The sequence below is a fragment of the Pseudoclavibacter sp. RFBB5 genome (assembly GCF_002931555.1).
GTDB lineage: Bacteria > Actinomycetota > Actinomycetes > Actinomycetales > Microbacteriaceae > Pseudoclavibacter.
This window is the reverse complement of the sequence record NZ_PSTZ01000003.1, coordinates 252,024-268,487: the sequence shown is the minus strand read 5'-3', so window position 1 is coordinate 268,487 and position 16,464 is coordinate 252,024. Positions and strand designations below refer to the sequence as shown.

Annotated in this window: 18 protein-coding genes; 3 read left to right on the top strand and 15 right to left on the bottom strand. The window is 67.2% G+C overall.

The window, feature by feature from the left end:
* Window positions 1-99 precede the first annotated feature (99 nt).
* Window positions 100-447 carry a hypothetical protein gene (locus C5B97_RS04535; RefSeq protein WP_104254576.1) on the top strand — a complete coding sequence of 116 codons (348 nt, stop codon included), beginning with the start codon at window positions 100-102 and terminating at the stop codon, window positions 445-447.
* Between the two features lie 39 nt (window positions 448-486).
* Window positions 487-795, top strand: coding sequence for a hypothetical protein (locus tag C5B97_RS04530; RefSeq protein WP_104310929.1), 309 nt, complete (start codon window positions 487-489; stop codon window positions 793-795).
* Between the two features lie 107 nt (window positions 796-902).
* On the opposite strand, the gene C5B97_RS04525 is transcribed toward C5B97_RS04530, so the two are convergent.
* The 13 genes from C5B97_RS04525 to C5B97_RS04465 all read right to left on the bottom strand — a co-directional run bounded on the left by C5B97_RS04525 (window position 903) and on the right by C5B97_RS04465 (window position 13,649).
* Window positions 903-1,412 (bottom strand): DUF6301 family protein, encoded by a 510-nt coding sequence (locus tag C5B97_RS04525; RefSeq protein ID WP_104310928.1) that lies wholly within the window; start codon window positions 1,410-1,412, stop codon window positions 903-905.
* A 63-nt stretch (window positions 1,413-1,475) separates the two neighbouring features.
* Window positions 1,476-1,946: a hypothetical protein gene (locus C5B97_RS04520; RefSeq protein WP_104310927.1), complete on the bottom strand. Its 471-nt coding sequence runs from the start codon at window positions 1,944-1,946 to the stop codon at window positions 1,476-1,478.
* Window positions 1,936-4,506 carry a DNA/RNA non-specific endonuclease gene (locus C5B97_RS04515; RefSeq protein ID WP_104310926.1) on the bottom strand — a complete coding sequence of 857 codons (2,571 nt, stop codon included), beginning with the start codon at window positions 4,504-4,506 and terminating at the stop codon, window positions 1,936-1,938. Before C5B97_RS04515 ends, C5B97_RS04520 begins: the two co-directional genes overlap by 11 nt.
* Window positions 4,503-4,871: a DUF6507 family protein gene (locus C5B97_RS04510; protein ID WP_104310925.1), complete on the bottom strand. Its 369-nt coding sequence runs from the start codon at window positions 4,869-4,871 to the stop codon at window positions 4,503-4,505. Before C5B97_RS04510 ends, C5B97_RS04515 begins: the two co-directional genes overlap by 4 nt.
* 1 nt (window position 4,872) lies before the next feature.
* On the bottom strand, window positions 4,873-5,208 hold the full coding sequence (locus C5B97_RS04505; protein ID WP_104310924.1) for a hypothetical protein: 336 nt from the start codon (window positions 5,206-5,208) through the stop codon (window positions 4,873-4,875).
* 2 nt (window positions 5,209-5,210) lie between these two features.
* Window positions 5,211-6,308: a DUF6177 family protein gene (locus C5B97_RS04500; RefSeq protein ID WP_104310923.1), complete on the bottom strand. Its 1,098-nt coding sequence runs from the start codon at window positions 6,306-6,308 to the stop codon at window positions 5,211-5,213.
* A gap of 1,342 nt (window positions 6,309-7,650) precedes the next feature.
* A complete protein-coding gene (locus tag C5B97_RS04495) occupies window positions 7,651-8,235 on the bottom strand; it encodes a hypothetical protein (RefSeq protein WP_104310922.1) in 585 nt (194 codons plus the stop codon).
* Window positions 8,236-8,321: 86 nt separating this feature from the next.
* Window positions 8,322-8,870 carry a DUF6301 family protein gene (locus C5B97_RS04490; RefSeq protein WP_104310921.1) on the bottom strand — a complete coding sequence of 183 codons (549 nt, stop codon included), beginning with the start codon at window positions 8,868-8,870 and terminating at the stop codon, window positions 8,322-8,324.
* Between the two features lie 32 nt (window positions 8,871-8,902).
* A complete protein-coding gene (locus C5B97_RS04485) occupies window positions 8,903-9,430 on the bottom strand; it encodes a DUF6301 family protein (protein WP_104310920.1) in 528 nt (175 codons plus the stop codon).
* A gap of 10 nt (window positions 9,431-9,440) precedes the next feature.
* Complete coding sequence (locus C5B97_RS04480) at window positions 9,441-11,891, bottom strand: hypothetical protein (protein ID WP_104310919.1); 2,451 nt, start codon at window positions 11,889-11,891, stop codon at window positions 9,441-9,443.
* On the bottom strand, window positions 11,884-12,252 hold the full coding sequence (locus C5B97_RS04475) for a DUF6507 family protein (RefSeq protein ID WP_104310918.1): 369 nt from the start codon (window positions 12,250-12,252) through the stop codon (window positions 11,884-11,886). Before C5B97_RS04475 ends, C5B97_RS04480 begins: the two co-directional genes overlap by 8 nt.
* Before the next feature lie 4 nt (window positions 12,253-12,256).
* Complete coding sequence (locus C5B97_RS04470; RefSeq protein ID WP_181026901.1) at window positions 12,257-12,580, bottom strand: hypothetical protein; 324 nt, start codon at window positions 12,578-12,580, stop codon at window positions 12,257-12,259.
* A gap of 19 nt (window positions 12,581-12,599) precedes the next feature.
* Window positions 12,600-13,649, bottom strand: a complete 1,050-nt coding sequence (locus tag C5B97_RS04465) for a DUF6177 family protein (RefSeq protein ID WP_104310916.1) — start codon at window positions 13,647-13,649, stop codon at window positions 12,600-12,602.
* Window positions 13,650-13,925: 276 nt separating this feature from the next.
* Here C5B97_RS04465 and C5B97_RS04460 point away from each other — a divergent pair, with 276 nt between their 5' ends.
* Window positions 13,926-14,357 (top strand): DUF2127 domain-containing protein, encoded by a 432-nt coding sequence (locus C5B97_RS04460; protein ID WP_104310915.1) that lies wholly within the window; start codon window positions 13,926-13,928, stop codon window positions 14,355-14,357.
* Window positions 14,358-14,423: 66 nt separating this feature from the next.
* On the opposite strand, the gene C5B97_RS04455 is transcribed toward C5B97_RS04460, so the two are convergent.
* Both C5B97_RS04455 and C5B97_RS04450 read right to left on the bottom strand, forming a co-directional pair.
* Window positions 14,424-15,473 (bottom strand): lipoate--protein ligase, encoded by a 1,050-nt coding sequence (locus C5B97_RS04455; protein WP_104310914.1) that lies wholly within the window; start codon window positions 15,471-15,473, stop codon window positions 14,424-14,426.
* Between the two features lie 23 nt (window positions 15,474-15,496).
* Window positions 15,497-16,462: an alpha/beta fold hydrolase gene (locus C5B97_RS04450; RefSeq protein WP_104310913.1), complete on the bottom strand. Its 966-nt coding sequence runs from the start codon at window positions 16,460-16,462 to the stop codon at window positions 15,497-15,499.
* Between the last annotated feature and the right edge of the window lie 2 nt (window positions 16,463-16,464).

The window sequence follows — 16,464 nt, the reverse complement described above, 5'->3', positions numbered from 1 at the left end:
GAACTCCCCGGTGAAAAGTTGGACGACGGCAGGCAACCCGTGCTGGACTGACATCTCCCGATAAGAACGCGCGCCGATCGCGGTGCTGGAGAGGATGCCATGAAGTTCGCAATGGAAGACCAGACCCTGGTCACGCTCGGCAACAAGTCGCAGACCGAATCGGACGACCTCGGCGAGCTCGTGAAGCAGCTCTTCGACGCGGCCGAGCCGCTCTCCTCGACCTTCAACGGGCCCGCGAAGGCCAGCTTCAACAACTTCAAGTCGAAGACCGACGAGATCTCGAACGCCCTCAACTCGGCGCTCGTCGGCATCGTCACCTCCATCAGCGGCCAGAACAAGGCCTTCGTCGCCGCCGCCGACGACGGAGCCGCGACGCACGAGGCCGCGGCCGGCTCGACCGACTTCAGCTCTGAGTCCTTCCTGACGCGCATCCGCCCGCAGGCCTAGCGCTCAGACACCGACGCGACGAGAACGAGGAGAACACGCATGTTCACGAACCAGATGGATCGCAACGACTACAACATCGGCTCGTCCGAGGCGACGCAGGCGAACTTCGAGCAGGTCGCCGCCCGTCTCGAGTCGGCGCTCGACCGCCGCGACGCCGACGTCAAGTCGGCCATGGCCGACTACCAGGCCGACGGCGTCTCGGACGAGTACGCGCACCTCGAGCAGCAGTGGAACTCAGCCGGACAGCAGGTGCGCGACGTCATCGCCGCCATCCGCAACTCGCTGGTCGAGAACGACGACGTCGCCCGCCGCGCCCTGTCCGCGGCACGGGCGTCGATCCCGAGCTAGGCAGCGACTCAACGCACCGACATGAGCGGCGGCGAGCATCCGGCACTGGATGCTCGCCGTTGGCGTTCTCAAAGACGCGGTGGCCGCGAACGGTGCTGTGCCTCGGATCAGATGGCCTCGCCCGGCACTCGGCCAGGGCCGATGCCCGACCGCTCCTCGCGGCGCTCGATCTCAGCGTATGCCGGCTGGAGCGCGATGAGCGCCACGCTCGTGTCGAGCGACTTCAGCCACAGGCGCCCGCCGTTGTCGAGGTCCCAAGCGATGTCGCTGCCCTGACGTGCGGATCCCTCACCGAGGATCTCCGCGAGCTCCGCGCCGAGGTGGCGCCGGGCACCTGCGACATCGACTGCACCACTGGCGTCCGCACCGCTGAGCTTCACCTGGATCTCGGTGACCGACTCGTCCTTGACGGAAGCCGAGGCGTTCGAGACGCGTTCGGGCGACTCGATGTATCCGGTCCGGTAGCGAGCGCTGAGGCTTGTCGACCGAGCTTCCGACCATCCCAGCTCTGCAGCTACCCCGGTCAGCTCTTGCTTCGAGACCGGCCAGTTGAGCTCCGTCAGCACCTCACTCAGGCGGGCAACGGTGCTTCGGTCGGCGATGTTCTGCGTCGTCATGGCGTCGTCTGCTTCCCAAGCCCGAGGTCGAGCTCATTCGGGTGCGCGCCCCGACCCGGAGCGTCACGGGTGACGCGCGGCGCGCGCTTCCTCAAGCTTGGCTTTCAGCCATGCGGGCTGGTTGACCTCGTCTCGCGGGAACTGCTCGAGGTCCGTCAGGTACGCAATGGCATCGACTGGCGCATCCCACTCTGGCTCGTCGTCGTAGTTGTACTCCGCCGAGACCGCCCCTTGGGCTGTCACTGAGACCTTCGCGCTGAACCAGGTGCCAGCCCCTTCGCGGTAGGTCGCCGACCGCAGGTCTCGGACGGCGTCACGCAGGGTTTCCGTGAACGGGAGCGCATTGAACTGCCCGTCGCTCATCTTGTACTTCCCGTTCGGGTTCGCGGCCCGCACGCGCTCCGACGTGACCGGGGCGAGCACCGTTCCGAGATACTCGGCGCGTTCGTCTCCCGGACCGATCAGGCCGTGCAGCTCTTTCGCGACCCGCGTGAGGGCTTCCTGCTCAGCGATGAGTCCGCGTTCATCTGACATTCGAAAACTCCTTGTTGATCGGCATCTCGCCGTTGACCGAGTACGTCACCTGCACGCGATCCGGCACCGTGCTCCCGTCCGGGTAGTGCGGCTTGATCGAAACCTCGATCATCGTCGAGGGGTCTCTCTGCAGGAGCTCACGCCACGAGTTCTCCAGGTTGAAGTAGCTGTCGCCACCACCCCTGTTGATCTCTTCCAACATGGCGATGAGGTTGGCGTCCTCTGGGCCGCCACCGAAGCCGTTCCCGAACAGGTGCCCGCCATCGTACCCATCGCCGCCTTCGTCTCCGATGCGCGACTGCACGCTTGGCGACCGGTCCGCGTCTCCGAGGGCCAGCTGCTCCGTGTGCGCACCGACGGTGCGGCCGGCGTGATCCGTTTCGAAGACGTGGGCGGCGCTCGCCCCTTCAGAGACTTCGCCGACGTTCGGATGCACGACGTACGTCGCGTTCGGCTGAGGGTTGATCAAGTCGGCGTTCAGGTTGCCCGTCGTCCCGTAGTTCGCCTCGACGTAGACGACCTTGCCGTCAGCGTCCGTGTAGAAGTCGCCACGGCCCTCGACCCGGTACAGGCTGTTCGGCGCCAGGTCGCTGCTCGCCGCGAACGGCGTGCGGGGCCCGGGTGCGTCCGCCTTCGGCACCTCGACTGTCTGGGTCGGCTCGGGACGCGGGTACTCCGTGGGTGGCTCCGGGTAGGACGCAGCGGCGGCCGGTCCGGGCGGCGTGCCCTCTGCGTGAGGCGCCACCTGCCCACCGTTCGCGTCTGGAGCTGGCGTCGCGCCCGGCGCATCTTGCTGGCCATTGCCATTCTGCTGGTCAGGCGCGTTCTGCTGGCCGCCTGCATCCTGCGTGCCGTTCCCTGATGGATGCTCGGCGTCACCCTCAGGGGTCCGAGTGGGAGCCACCTCAGGGTCGCGCACCCCGTTCGGGCCATCAGGTGTGCCAGTCGTGGCATTGGTGCCGCTCGGAGAGGTGCCGGAGCTCGACGGTGCGCCGGTCGCACCAGAACCCGGCGAGTTCTGCCCGGTTGACGCAGACCCGGCACCCGACGGCGACGCGCCGTTGGTCGACGGCCCCTCGACCGAGGATGTCGGTGTCGGCGCACCGGGCGCGGACGAAGGCGAAGCAGCACCGGGCGCGGACGAAGGCGAAGCAGCACCAGGCGCGGGCGCGCCGGCCGCTGGGTTCGGCGTGGCTACGGGGCCCGCGGGCCCAGACGGGGCCGCCGGAGCTTCAGGCGCGTCCAGTCCGAAGTGAGACGAGACCGGAGGCACTCCACCGGACGGCGAGAGCGCATCCACGACCCCCGTCGCGCCCACGTACGGCGTGATCTTCAGGCCGTCTGGCGAGAACTTGATGCCCTTCGTCACGAGGCCGACCGCGAGCGAGCCGCCGGGAATCGCGAAGTCGGCGGCGACCCCGCCGACACGGGTCACGATCGAGCCGACCTTCCCGGCCGTCGACACGCCCTTCGCGACGTTCGCACCTGGGATGAAGAAGGTGCCGATGTTCGCGATCGTCTCGGTGCCCGTCGCGACCGCGTCCTCCTCCCACGCGTGGAAGCCGTTCTCGCCCGCGAGCGCGGCCTGGTGGTCGTAGCCGATGAGGCTGCCCCATCCGGTCGCGGCGACGTTGACGCGGTCGTCGAACCACTGGTCTGCCTCTGAACCGGGCGCCACGAGCTTCACGGCCCACGTCGTCGGGGACAGCACGACGGCCGTCGAGAGGGCGAAGTTGCCGAGCCCGCCCCACGCGGCGCCTGCCTTGTCCCAGCCCCAGTCGCCGGTGACGGGGTCGCGGCCGATGAGCGACGCCGCCCCCGTCCACGTGCCGTGCCAGAAGTTCCCGGCGCCGTGCGCGACCGACTCCGAGCAGTTGCGGTCCTCCTCAGACGGGTAGCCCCACGGCAGCTCCGTCGACGCCATGATCGCCTCGGCGGTGATGGCCTCGTCCTCGGTGACGTAGCTTCCGGTGCTGAGCGTCTCGAGGCCAGCGGCGCAGGTCGTCGCGGCCGCCGAGACCGTTTCGATGATCGCCGCATACTCGGCGAGCAGCTCCGTGTTCTTCTCCTTCGCCGGGCCGTGCTCTGTCCAAGGGATGTGCTCGGACTTCTCATCCATGTCGCTGAAGGAAGTGGTCATCCACTCCATCGACAGGCCGTGCGCATCCCACACCGTCACGTTGTAGCCGGCCAGCGCCTCCTGACGGAACGCCACCGCGCGGTCCTCGAGGTCCTTGAGCGTCGGTTTCACCGCTTCCAGCGCCTCCGCGTAGGTGTTCAGGTAACCGGCCGCGCTGGAGAAGCTGGTCTCCACATCCGCCGCCGCGTTCGTCGCGGGCGTGATCGCCGCATAGACGGACTCCTGCTCCGGCGCCTGATAGGAGGCGCCGATGCCAGACCACGTCGTGCTGATGGTCGACACCTTCTCGACAAGACCAGACCCCATGCCCTGGAGGGCCGTGGCAGATCCTTCGATCAGCGACGTGTCCAGATCGGCGCTCTTCAGGACGAACGCCGACGGGTCGATGAGACCGTCTCCCGTGCAGACTTCGATGGTCATGCGTCCCCCCGGTAGCCGTGCTGCTCGAAGAAGCTGAAGTCGCCGTCGGAGCCGTCCGCGATGGCGCCCTGGAACTCGAGCGCCATCTGCTCCTGCCCGTTGTTGTAGGCGTAGACGGCGTTGGCGACGCCCGTGACGCTCGCGTTGACGGTGTTGCCGACGGCCGTGACGTTCGACTGCTGCTCGGTGAGCAGGCCGGCGAGGGCCTCGGAGACACCGGCCGTGATGCCGCCGCCCCATGCGACGCCCGCCACGACGCCGTTCATGCCCGCTTCCGTGATGACGGTAGCGAGCTCACCCTGCGTGGTCTGCACGCTCGTGAGCACCGTCTGCACCCCGGTGGGGTCGATCTTCCAATCCGACACGTCACACCCTCTCTGTCACGGTTCCGCCGACAGCGGCGGCGATCTGCTCGGCCAGGGCACGGCCGCGCTGCGGCTCGCTCCTCGGCACGGTCACGTCTGTCCACAACCCGAACGCTGTGGGCGGATGCGCGATGGCGGCGACCGCACTCGTCGGGTCGACGATCGGCTGGCTCTCGAACACCGTCAGCAGGGACGCTCCCGTCCCGTCGACCGCGTGGCGCACGGCGCCGTCCTCGAAGGAGACGAGCTGCCCCTCCGGGTGGGTCTCGGCGATGGCGCGCGCGATGGCCTCGTCGCTCGGTGCGACCTCGCTCAGCAGGACCAGTTCGATGGGCACGGTCAGCTCCTTCCGACGTTCGCGTCACCCGTGGCGAACTCCACGGCGAGGGCGGATGCGAGGCGCTCCTGGTCGAGGTCCGTCGCGAACGCGCGCAGCTGGTACCAGAGCGGGTCGCCGCCGGAGAGCCGCACGATGAGCGCTGGCGCCCGGCGGAGGCCGACGGTGGTGACGTCGTGGTGCTCGGCCAGCGCGTCCACGTCGATCGCGAGGTCGCGCACGGCGCGTGCGCCGAGGAGCACGGCAAGCGGCTGCTCGGGGCGGCGCACACCGGGCAGGCGGCCGAACGAGCCGTCGCGCTCCTCGACCTCGCCGCAGGAGAGGAGCGCGACGTTGACGCGGCTCGTCTCGGCGAGCTCGCGCAGCGTGTCGAGCACGCGCGGGTGCGCGGCGAGGGAACCGCGGGGGTCGCGGGCCAGCGCCGTGAGCTCGGCGCCGCGGATGGGCACGGCGCCTCGCACGTGCTCAAGGATCCCCGACTTCGTGCGCGAGACCGCGAAGCTGACGGCCGAGCCGTCGCCGCCCGCCGCGTAGTGGCGTTCGGTGACGGGCATCTGCCGGCGCATGGACTCGGTGACAGCGGTGTGCGACCAGCGCTGCGCGAGCGGCTCGACGAGGCCCCAGCGCTCGAGTGCGCCCCCGCCCAGGCCCGCTACGAGGAGGTCGGCCGTGCCGCCGATGAGCGTGCGGTCGTCCGCGCGGTCGCGCACGTACACGTCGAAGACGAACGACGGCGTCGTCTGCTCGCGCAGGCGCGAGAGCATGGGGTGCGGTTCGGGCAGGACGCCGGGCTTGGGTGCCCAGAAGTCCCCGAAGCTGCGGATGCGCGTTCCCCGGAACGCGTCGAACATCGCGCTGCCGTGCGACACGGCCCAGTACCCGCCTGCCGCCTGGAAGGCATCCGCCACGAAGCTCGACACGTGCGCCTGGTCGGTCGTCACGAGGATCGGGCGGAGGCGCGAGAACTGCGCGTCGATGAGGAACCGCTGCAGCGGCCTCGAGAGCGTGACCCGCTCAGCGGATGCCCAGTAGACGGTGTAGCCGCCGCCCGCGCCATCAGGGCCGCGCTCGTCGGAGAGCGGGTCGATGAACGCGGTCACGAAACTGTGTCCTGGGAGACGGGAGCAGGATTGCACATGTGCGGCACGGGGATCCTCCGGAGAATTCTCGGATGAATCGCCAGCGTAACCACGCTTCCAGCGTTACGCGATGGGTACTTCTCCCCTCACCGGGTCGTTGAATACGGCGCGCGCCGAGGAACGGGGAGGGGCGCCTACAGGTAGTCGCTCTCGTCTCCGGTTCTGCTTGCCCGAGGGTTCCCCGAGCACCGACTTCAAATATTGAGCTCCATTGCTCATGTCCATCTCCATGCGCCACCCGAGGCCATCCGCCAGGCGCTTGCCGTCCTCTATGGGAAGCGGCCAGACGACGTCTCGAAACGCGGCAACGATACTCGGACTGCGTCCCATCCGGGAGCACCTCCCAACCACTGATCTGCGACTGATACTCCACCCCCCTTCTCCGAGGTCGGTGTCACATAGTCATGCCCAGGCACCCCAGAATCCGGATCCCACGTGCGCTCAGGAATCGACGGCGGATACTCACCAGGGTTCGTCCCATCCCCAGACGCGTACGTCTCACCAATCGCCGGATCATAGCCAGCTTTCGGCGCACGCGAACCAGGCTCCACAAACCCCTGCCCAGGGTTTCGAGCCACAAACTCGCCCGCCTCACCCGCCTCCGGGTCCCACTTCAAGTGCCACTTCTGTGGGCCATCCTCCCCGACACCACTCAGCGGCTCGCCCGTCCGCGGATCGATCGGCACACCGTCACCATTCTTCGGCGCACGCTCCAACGCCGCCTCGTAATCGTCAGGCTTCACCGGCTTCCGCGGCGCATCCTTCTGATCGATCGCCGTATCCGCGTGCGGCGGTTTCGACTCGGGCGCGGTCGCCCCGTCCACACCAGTCCCGGAGTACCCGCCTGACGAATCTCCCCCACCCGAATCAGAACCCGGCGGACGACCAGACACACCCCCGGGCGCCACATCAGTCTCACCCACGGCATCCAACGCGTCGAGGGCTCCGTGCCCACCAGACGACGACACCGGCGAGGTCAGCCCCTTCGCTTCCGACAACGGCGTCACTCCAGGCTTGTTCCCCACCAGGAACGACCCCGCCTTGCTGAACGCCGACGCTGTCTTCGCCGCTCCTGCCGCGACCCCGTCAGGGAGCTTCGCGACCATGCCGGGAACGCGTGCCGCGACCGTCCCGATCTTCGCCGCGTTCACGCCCGGGATCAGCATCGCTAACCCACCGAACACCACCTCAGCACCCGCCGCGACCCCATCTTCCTTCCACTTCGCCCAACCATCACCACCAGCCAACCGACGTGCACCTGCCCGTAAGTGGACCGGGCCGCCCTGCGGACAGTGATCGGCGCTCAGACCAGGGCGTCCCACTCACTCCAAGCTGGTTCGGCGGCGTACATCTCATCCACGAGAACCTGGTCCCGATCAGCTCGCATCCGCGATGGCGGGTTGAACTCGACGAAGTTGGTCCACCCTGTCCCGTCCTCGTTGTTGTGCGACTGAACTTTCGCCACAGGCTGGAACACCTGCGGCGGCAGCTGTGGGTTGTAGATCCCGTACTCGTACACCGATGCGATGTGGGAGAACAGGCGACCGTCCCCCAGGCTCTTCCACCAAATCTCAGAGGCTTTCGCTCCTACGCCGAACGCAGGGGACACCTGCTGCACGACAGTGAAGGACGGATGCTCGCGCGGAGTTACGACGATGTAGTACGGCGCGATGCCCGTCTTCACATCCACGGGCGGCACCAACGTGAGGCTCTCGCCCGACGTTCGGTAGCGCCTTCGCGCCTCTTGCTCGTCAATCCAGGAGTGCTCGTCCGGCGCCGCATCTCGGGTCCACGGGTTGAATCTCCGGCAGAAATGCCATTCGATCACTTCTTCGTCCCATGCCCTGTTGCAGTCGACGTTTCGATACGCAGCGGCGATGCGCTGCACGTGCGCGGTGTCGGCGACGATGAGTCGGGGTTTCGTGTCTCCTGCTACGGACACGGTTGCTCGGTAAACCTTCGACAAGCCACGACCTACAGGTAGTCGCTCTCGTCGCCGGTCCCTGGGATGCGATCGTCCGGGATACCGAGGCGCTCCTCGGCACGTTCGATGTCCGCGTAGCGAGGATGCAGCACATGTAGAAGGACCGTGTAGTCGATGCTCTCAACCCAGATACGACCGCGGCTCTCCAGGTCCCAGAACGCATTTCCGCGCTGCTTGCCACTCGGCTTCCCCAGCACCGTCTCGACGCATTCGGTCATGCTCTTACGAACCGCCAAGATGTCCCCGCTCGAGTGTTCCCGGGAGAAGTTGGACAACTTGACGCGAACCTCGGAGACGTTGCCGTCTGAGCTCGAGACCCCTACGTCTGAGTGTCCGCCCGCGGCATCAAGCATCCCGGAGTAGTAGCTCGCGCCTCTGGCTCGCTGACGATCTAATCGCCAGCCCAACGCGCTCGCGATTTCGCGCTCACGCTCCGCGGAGAGCGGCCATTCGACGTCTCGAAACGCAGCGACGATCCGCTGCACCTGTGCCGTGTCGGCGACGATGAGTCGGGGGTTCGTGTCTCCTACTTCGGACATGGTTACTCGGTAAGCCTCTGACAAGCCACCACCTACAGGTAATCGCTCTCGCTGCCAGTTCCCGGAACCCGGTCCTCAGGAATACCGAAGTGCTCCTCAGCCCGCTCGATGTCCGCGTAGCGCGGGTGGAGAATCTGCAAGAGCACAGTCAGGTCGATGTTTTTCGCCCAGATCCGCCCGCGGTTCTCCAAGTCCCAGTAGGCGTTCCCTCGCTGCTTGCCCGACGGCTCCCCGAGCACAGACTTCACACACGCCGTCATCTGCTTACGCACAGCGAGCATGTCCTTCCGCGCGTGCTCCTTCGAGAAGTTGCACAGGTTGACCTTGACCTCGGCGACGTCGACGTCCAAGTAAGAGACGAGCACATCCGCGGTGCCACCAGCAGCGTCGAGCATGCCTGAAAAATACTGAGCCCCGTTACTCAGGTCCATCTCCATGCGCCACCCGAGACTATCCGCCAGGCGCTTGCCGTCCTCTACGGGAAGCGGCCAGGCGACGTCGCGAAAGGCCGTGACGATTTCCTGCACGCGGGCCTCGTCGGCCATCACCAGTTCCACCATGAGTTCTCCCTTACTTTCCGAGTCCGAGGTCGAGCGCGTTCGGGTTCAACACAATTTCTTGCACGGTGACGCTACCGTTTTCCTTCGCTTTCACCAGCTGGTACGACACCTTGATGGACCCATCGGCGAGCCCTTCGGCAAGCGCAGGATTCTCCGCGAGGTGTTGCTGCAATTGCTTGTCCACGCGGAACACGTCGTTGAAGTACATCGTCGATCCTTGCGGAGCGCGAGTCCCATCCGGCAAGACACGCCCAGCCTTGCTCAACGAGGAGGCACCACCCTTCGCTTCCGTGATGACCAGTGTGGACCCGTCCTCCGACAAACCAACCTGATCGAACGAGTGCTTACCCGGCTTCGACTCATACAAAAGCGACGCGTCCTGCGAAGCAATCACATCCTTCGCTGCCTGATCGCCCATATCCTCCGAGAGTTTGAGCTGCGCAGTCAAACCGTCCCGCTCCGCCCAGGACAGCTTTTCGAGCTCAAGCAGTTTCTGAGCGAGATGGGCCTTGACCTCTGGCGCGAGCATCGGATCCGCATTCACATCACCGATTTGTGCGGCGATTGTCTTCTCGATCGTGCCCTTGGTCAGCTCGCTCTTGCTGACGTCGATGCCGTGCTCCGCGAGCTCGGCGAGTTTGGCGTTCTGCGCGGCAACCGCTTCCACACGCGCAGCCGCAGCCTCTGTGCGGTCGTCGAAGAGCTTGTCGAACGCGTCGGAAAGCTCCGGCACCGTGTCGTTGACGCCCAGCGTCGCCTTGTACGGGTCGACGCTCGTCGGATCTGGGATGCCACCATCGGAGGCTGGGACGCCCGACTTGAGCGAGGCCGACTCTGGATCGCGCGCGTCGGGCTTTCCGTCACCGTCTAGTTCAGGCCCGCGACCACTCGGGTCACGCACTCCCCCGTGGTCGTCAATCAGCCCGCCCGGTGAGCCCGGGGTTCGGCCCGGCGCGGGAACCTCAGGTCCGGAGCCGTTTGGCGAGGCAGGGGTCCGCCCCTCCTCGGGGACGTCCACACTCGCATCGTCACCTGGTTTGCGCCCCGCCCCGTCACCCAGCGCCGGATTCGGGTTTCCCTCGGGCTGCCGAACCGGCACACCAGAAGGCACCCGCTCGGGGGCGTCTGGCCCGCGACCAGGTCCACCCCCGGACTCGCCCAACGCGTCGAGGGCCGCGTGCCCACCAGCCGACGACACCGGCGAGGTGAGCCCCTTCGCTTTCGACAACGGCGTCACCCCGGGCTTGTTCCCGACCAGGAACGACCCCGCTTTGCTGAACGCCAACGCGGTCTTCGCCGCGCCTGCCGCGACCCCGTTCGGGAGCTTCGCCACCATGCCGGGAACCCGCGCCGCCATCGTCCCGATCTTCGCCGCGTTCACCCCGGGGACGATCATCGCCAACCCACCGAACACCACCTCAGCGCCCGCCGCGACGCCGTCTTCCTTCCACTTCGCCCAGCCATCACCACCAGCTAGGGCCGCCTGATGATCCCAACCGACCATCCCACCCCAACCCGTCGCCGCGAGGTTGATGCGGTCGTCCAGGAAGTCGGTGAGGTCGCTCTTGCCGGTGGTCTCCTTCAGCAGCCATGAAGCGGGCACCGTCAACACGAGCGCGGCGCTCGACACCAGAAAATCGGCCGTGCCACCAAGCGTGGTCACGATGTTCGCCACCGACCACTCACCCGTCACCGGGTGGAACCCCAGCAGCGCTTTACCGCCTTCGAACGTGCCACCGACGAAATTGTCGAAGCCTTTCTGAATGGACTGCTGAACGCCTTCCGCCTCCTTCGACGGGGAACCCCACGCCATCGGTTCGTCCAGTGAAGCCAGCTGCTCGGCCGTCACCGGCACCAACGGCGCCGCGCACACGCCCGTCAGCAAGCCGTTGATGCTGTTCGCGCACGTCGTCGCGGCCGTCGAGATCGACTCGAGAATGACGTTGTACTCGGCCAGCAGAGCGTCGTTCTTCTCGACCGCGGGCGGATGCTCCTCCCACGAGCAGTCCACGAGCACGTTCGGCTTGTTGTAGCTGAGCGACATCTCGGGCACCTTGCCCTGGCTGTCTACGTACCTCTTGTACCCGGCGAGCGCTTCAGTCCGGAAGTCAGCCGCTCGCGTTTCAAGATCAGCCAGCGTGGTCTTGATCGTCGACAGCGACGACGCGTACGTGTCGATGTGCCCCTGCGCCGACGTGAATCGCGAGGACACGTCGCCAGCCGCATCCACCGCTGGCGTCATCAGCGCGTACACGCTCTCCTGCTCCGGCGCCTGGTAGGGCTCGGCGATCGGAGTCCACGCCGTTTCCACGGCATCGACCTTCGACTTCAGGTTCGTGCCCATCGACGCGAGCTGGTCGCCGCCCGACGCGATGGTCTCCGTGTTTAGGTCGGCAGACTTGCAGGGGAACAGGGCCGGGTCGATGAGGCCGCCCGGGTCGGCGCCGTGTGCCTCAGGCACCTTGATATCCGTACTGGTCGAAGAACGAGAAGTCCCCGTCCTCTGCCGACGCCATCATCTCCGACTGGAAGGACGCGGCCATGGCCGTCTGCCCCGCCTCGTACGCGAGCGTCGCGTTCGACACACCTGTCACCCCTGCGGAGATCGTCTGGCAGATGGTGTCCACGCTCGCCTGCTGGTCTGTCACCAGCCCCTGCACCGCCGAGCCCACACACGCCGTCCACTCGCCACCCCACGCCAACGCGCTCAGCACCCCGGCCACGTTCTCCGCGCTCACCGTGGGGAGCACCTCAGACTCTGCCCCGATCACCGCGGTCAGCACTGTCTTCACACCGCCCGGGTTGATCTGCCACTCCGCCATCGCGTCACACTCGCTCTCTGATCACACCTGCAGTCGCCGCAGCGATCCGCTCCGCCAACTCGCGCCCCGGCGCCAGCTCCCCCGCTGGCACCGTCATCTCCGTCCACAACGACAACGACAACGACGCCGGAGCACCACGAATCGACGCCCGCGCCCCCACCGAATCGAACACCGGCGCCGTCTCGTACACCGTCAGCAACGGGCACCATTCGGCGTCGAAGTACTGCAGCACCGCGCCGTCCAGGAAGTGCGCCACCTGACCATTCGGGTGCAGCCCCTTCGCCGCACCGAACTGCAACTCCTGCGACGGCATCACATCGCTCAACATCACCAACTCCAGAGGCACGTCACACACCCCCAAGCTCAGCCGACAGCGCCATGCCGAGACGCTCCTCGTCGAGGTCATGGGCAAACGCCCGCAAGCGGTGCCAGAACGGCGCCAGCTCGCTGAATCCGACAATCAACGACGGAGCACGCCGCGAACCAACCGGCACCGCACCGAACTCCTCGCGAACCCGATCCACGTCGATGCGAAGGTCGCGCACCGCCCTCGCGCCCAGCAGGGCCGCGATCGGCACATCCGCAGGCCGAAGACCCACGGACTGCCCGACTGAGCCCAGCCGCTCCTCCACCTGCACGTGGGAGACCAGCACGACGTTCGGCACGAAGCGCTCACCCAGCTCCACCAGCGTCGGCAGAACTGTCGGCACCGCCTCCAACGACAACCCCGCACCGTCTCCAGGCCGCTCGTACGTGCCGATCGGCACCACGCCGCGCGCCTGCACCAGAACACCGTCGCGGGAACGCGCGGCCGACACACTGCCCACCGCGCCGCCACTCCCGGCCACATACCGCCGCCGGGCTACCGGCATCTCGCGGCGCAGCTCCTCCGTGAGCGCGTCCTCCGACCACGGCTGCGTCAGCGGGTCATAGCGCCCCCACCGCTCAGGGGTCTCGCCACCCAGGCCAGCAAACAGATGGCGCACCACTGCCCCCACACGAGCCTGCTTCTCCGCCCGTGTGCGCACATGCATATCGAAACTCAGCGCCCCAAGCCCGCTCGACCGAGTCGCCTCGAAACCCTCGAGTCGGTGTCGACCAGCAGGCACCCCCATCCAGAGCTCCGAGAACCCGCGAAGCCGATACCCCGAACGCGTGTCGTACACCCCCGAGCCGGTATCGACTGCCCACTGGCCGTTCGCGGCGCGCAGTTCCTCCAACACGAAGCGAGAGACGTGCGCGTCAGCCCTCGTGACCAGCACCGGCCGCAGGCTCGCCGAACGGCTGTCCATGATGAACGCCCACAGCGGCATCGACAACGTCACCCTCGACGACGACGCCCGGAAGACGTTGAACTCGGCCGTGAACTCGTCCGCGATCGGATGCGACTGCTTCATCGCGGGCCCCCGGCCGAGGCGACTTGCCCACGTTCACCTGATCGCCCACGTGGCAGCGGATGCCGAGCAACCCCCACGGCGCGCGGACGCGCGAAAACACCTACTCCTGCGCCCATCGGCCCCCCAAGTGAATCGCCTGGCCAGGCTACGGGCCTTGGCGGATCCGCGCGATGGGGACTTCTACCCGCCGGTAAGCCTGAAAGCAGACCACAGGAGTGAATTCGCGTTCTTCGCTCGACGAGCATCCCGTCGTTCGCTCGCGTCTAGACTCGCCCCGTGAGAGAACGCCGCACGGAATCCAGAACCGGCCCGCACCTGAAGTGGGCGGCGGTCCTTCAGCTCGTGCAGGGAGTCCTGATGGAGGGCATCCCGTTCCTCGGCCTGATCGTCCTGCTCGCCGTCGATGCCGACGCATCCGTCATGGAGCGCGGCTTCTCGTTCATCGTGCCGTTCTTCGACGAGCACCTGTACCTGATGATGGCCATGAGCGGGGTCTTCGCGGCCCTGCGCATCGTCGGCGCGATCGGTCTTCTGCGGAACCGCATGTGGGGCTTCGCGCTCACCCTCCTGAATTGCTTCATCACGCTGACGCTCATGATGTTCATGCTCCCTGCCGGAATCGCCGACGGGCTCCTCGCCGGGAGCGCGCTTGTCCTCCTGCTCATGGCGCGATACGGGACAACTCCCATCGAAACCCGACCACGCTGATTCGCGCCAGCACGGCGAATCAGCTGCGCATGACGGTACTGCACGCGACCACCGCAGCGTCCGAAGCTACGGAACCCGGTGCGTCCACTCCCTCGACGCGAACTTCGACTGCGCCAGCTCACGAGCCCGCGCGAGTTCCTCGTCCGACAGCTCGGCGGGCGTACCGCCATAGTGCTCCACAAACGTCGTCTTGAAGTGGTCGATGATCGCCGAGCGCTCCATGCCCGTCTGCGACCGCAGGGGGCTCACGCGCTTGTTCGCGGACTGCGTGCCCTTGTCGCTCAGCTTCTCGCGGCCGATGCGCAGCACCTCCGTCATGCGGTCGCCGTCGATGTCGTAGCTCAAGGTCGCGTGGTGCAGCACCGCGCCGGAACCCAGGCGCTTCTGCGCGGCTCCACCGATCTTGCCAGACGGGCTCGCGATGTCGTTGAGCGGCTCGTACCTGGCGTTGATGCCGAGGCCGTGCAGCGCATCCAGCACCCACGAGTCGAGGAAGGCGTACGACTCCGCGAACGACATGCCGTGCACAAGATCGCTCGGCACGTACAGCGAGTACGTCACCACCGAGCCGGCCTCCATGAACATGGCGCCGCCACCCGTGATGCGCCGCACGAGCTGCACCCCGTACTTGTCGAGGTTCTCCTGGTCGACCTCGTTCTTCACCGACTGGAACGAGCCGAGCACGACGGCCGTCTCGTCCCACTCCCACAGGCGCAGCGTCGCGGGGCGTCGGCCAGCGCCGACCTCCTCGGTCAGCACCTGGTCGAGAGCGACATGCTCGCGAGGCGTCAGGGGCCCCGGATGCAGGATCTGCCAGTCGTACGCGCGCCAGTCGCGGGCACCGAGCACGGCCCGGCGGACCACCACGCCGACGGCCTCAGGCGTGACGCCGAGCAGCTGCGCATCCTCCCGAAGACCATCGCGCACCGCGGCCGTGATCTCCTCCGCGCTCGCGTCCGCAGGCAACCCGTTCAGCGCGCCGTTGATGTCGTCGAGCGCCTCGTCTGGCTCGAGGAAGAAATCGCCCGCGAGGTGCGCGTCGACGATCCGACCGCCCTCCACCTCGAGGTCGACTGTGACGAGCTTCCCGCCAGGAACCTTGTACTCACCGTGCATGGAAGCACTCTACGGCGCAACCGCTACAAGAGCGGCGGGATGCGCGCATCCAGCCACGCGACGATGTCGGCGATGACCTCGTCACGGTTCAGCTCGTTGAGCAGCTCGTGCCGCGCCTCCGGGTAGATCTTGAGCGTCACGTCGCTGAGCTTCGAACGCTTCCGATACAACCGCGCGAGGGCACGAGGCCCGCGCTCGCCGTAACCGACCGAATCCTCCGAGCCGGCGAGGATCAGCACGGGCACGTCGTCGAGCGTCCCCGAGGCGGCACGGGGTGGGACGTGAATGAGCTGCAACGCGCCTCGCGTGGACCACACGGGCGTCTTCGCGATGTCGAAGCACAGCTCGTCGTCGGCGAACGCTCGCCGCGCCTCCGGGTTGCGGCTCAGCCACATGAGGCCGGTCTCGTCGGGCTCGAACCGCTTGTTGAGGTTGCCCGGGTTCGTGAAACCGGGCAACGCGAGGGCCGTGCCGGTGAGGATGCACGCCGAGAAGAACGCCGAATCGCGCACCAGGAGCTGCTGCGCGAGCAACGAGCCCCACGAGTGCCCCTGCAGGATCAGCGGGAGCTGCGGGTAGCGGTCCCGAACCCAGGCGGAGATGTCCTCGAGCGCCTCGAGCGCGGCCCGATTCTCGGTCGCCGGCAGCGCCGAGAGCCCAAGAGAGCCGAGGCCCGTCTGCCCGTGCCCGAGCTGGTCGTGCGCGACGACCGCGTAACCCGCGGCTACCAGGTCGCGCGCATACGCGTCGTAGCGCTTCGCGTGCTCACCCGAGCCGTGCGACAGGTGGAGCACGCCGCGCGGCGACACGCAGGCCCACTCGTAGACGTGCACGTCCACGCCATGACCCGTCGGGACCACGAACGTCGCCGGCGCACCGGTCGGGTCGGGCTTCGGTGCGGCCGGACCGCGCGCATCCGCACGACCCTGCGAGCCGCCGTGCGAACCGCCGGCAGATCCGCCCTGCGGGCCGGTGCCCGAGCCCGGCATGA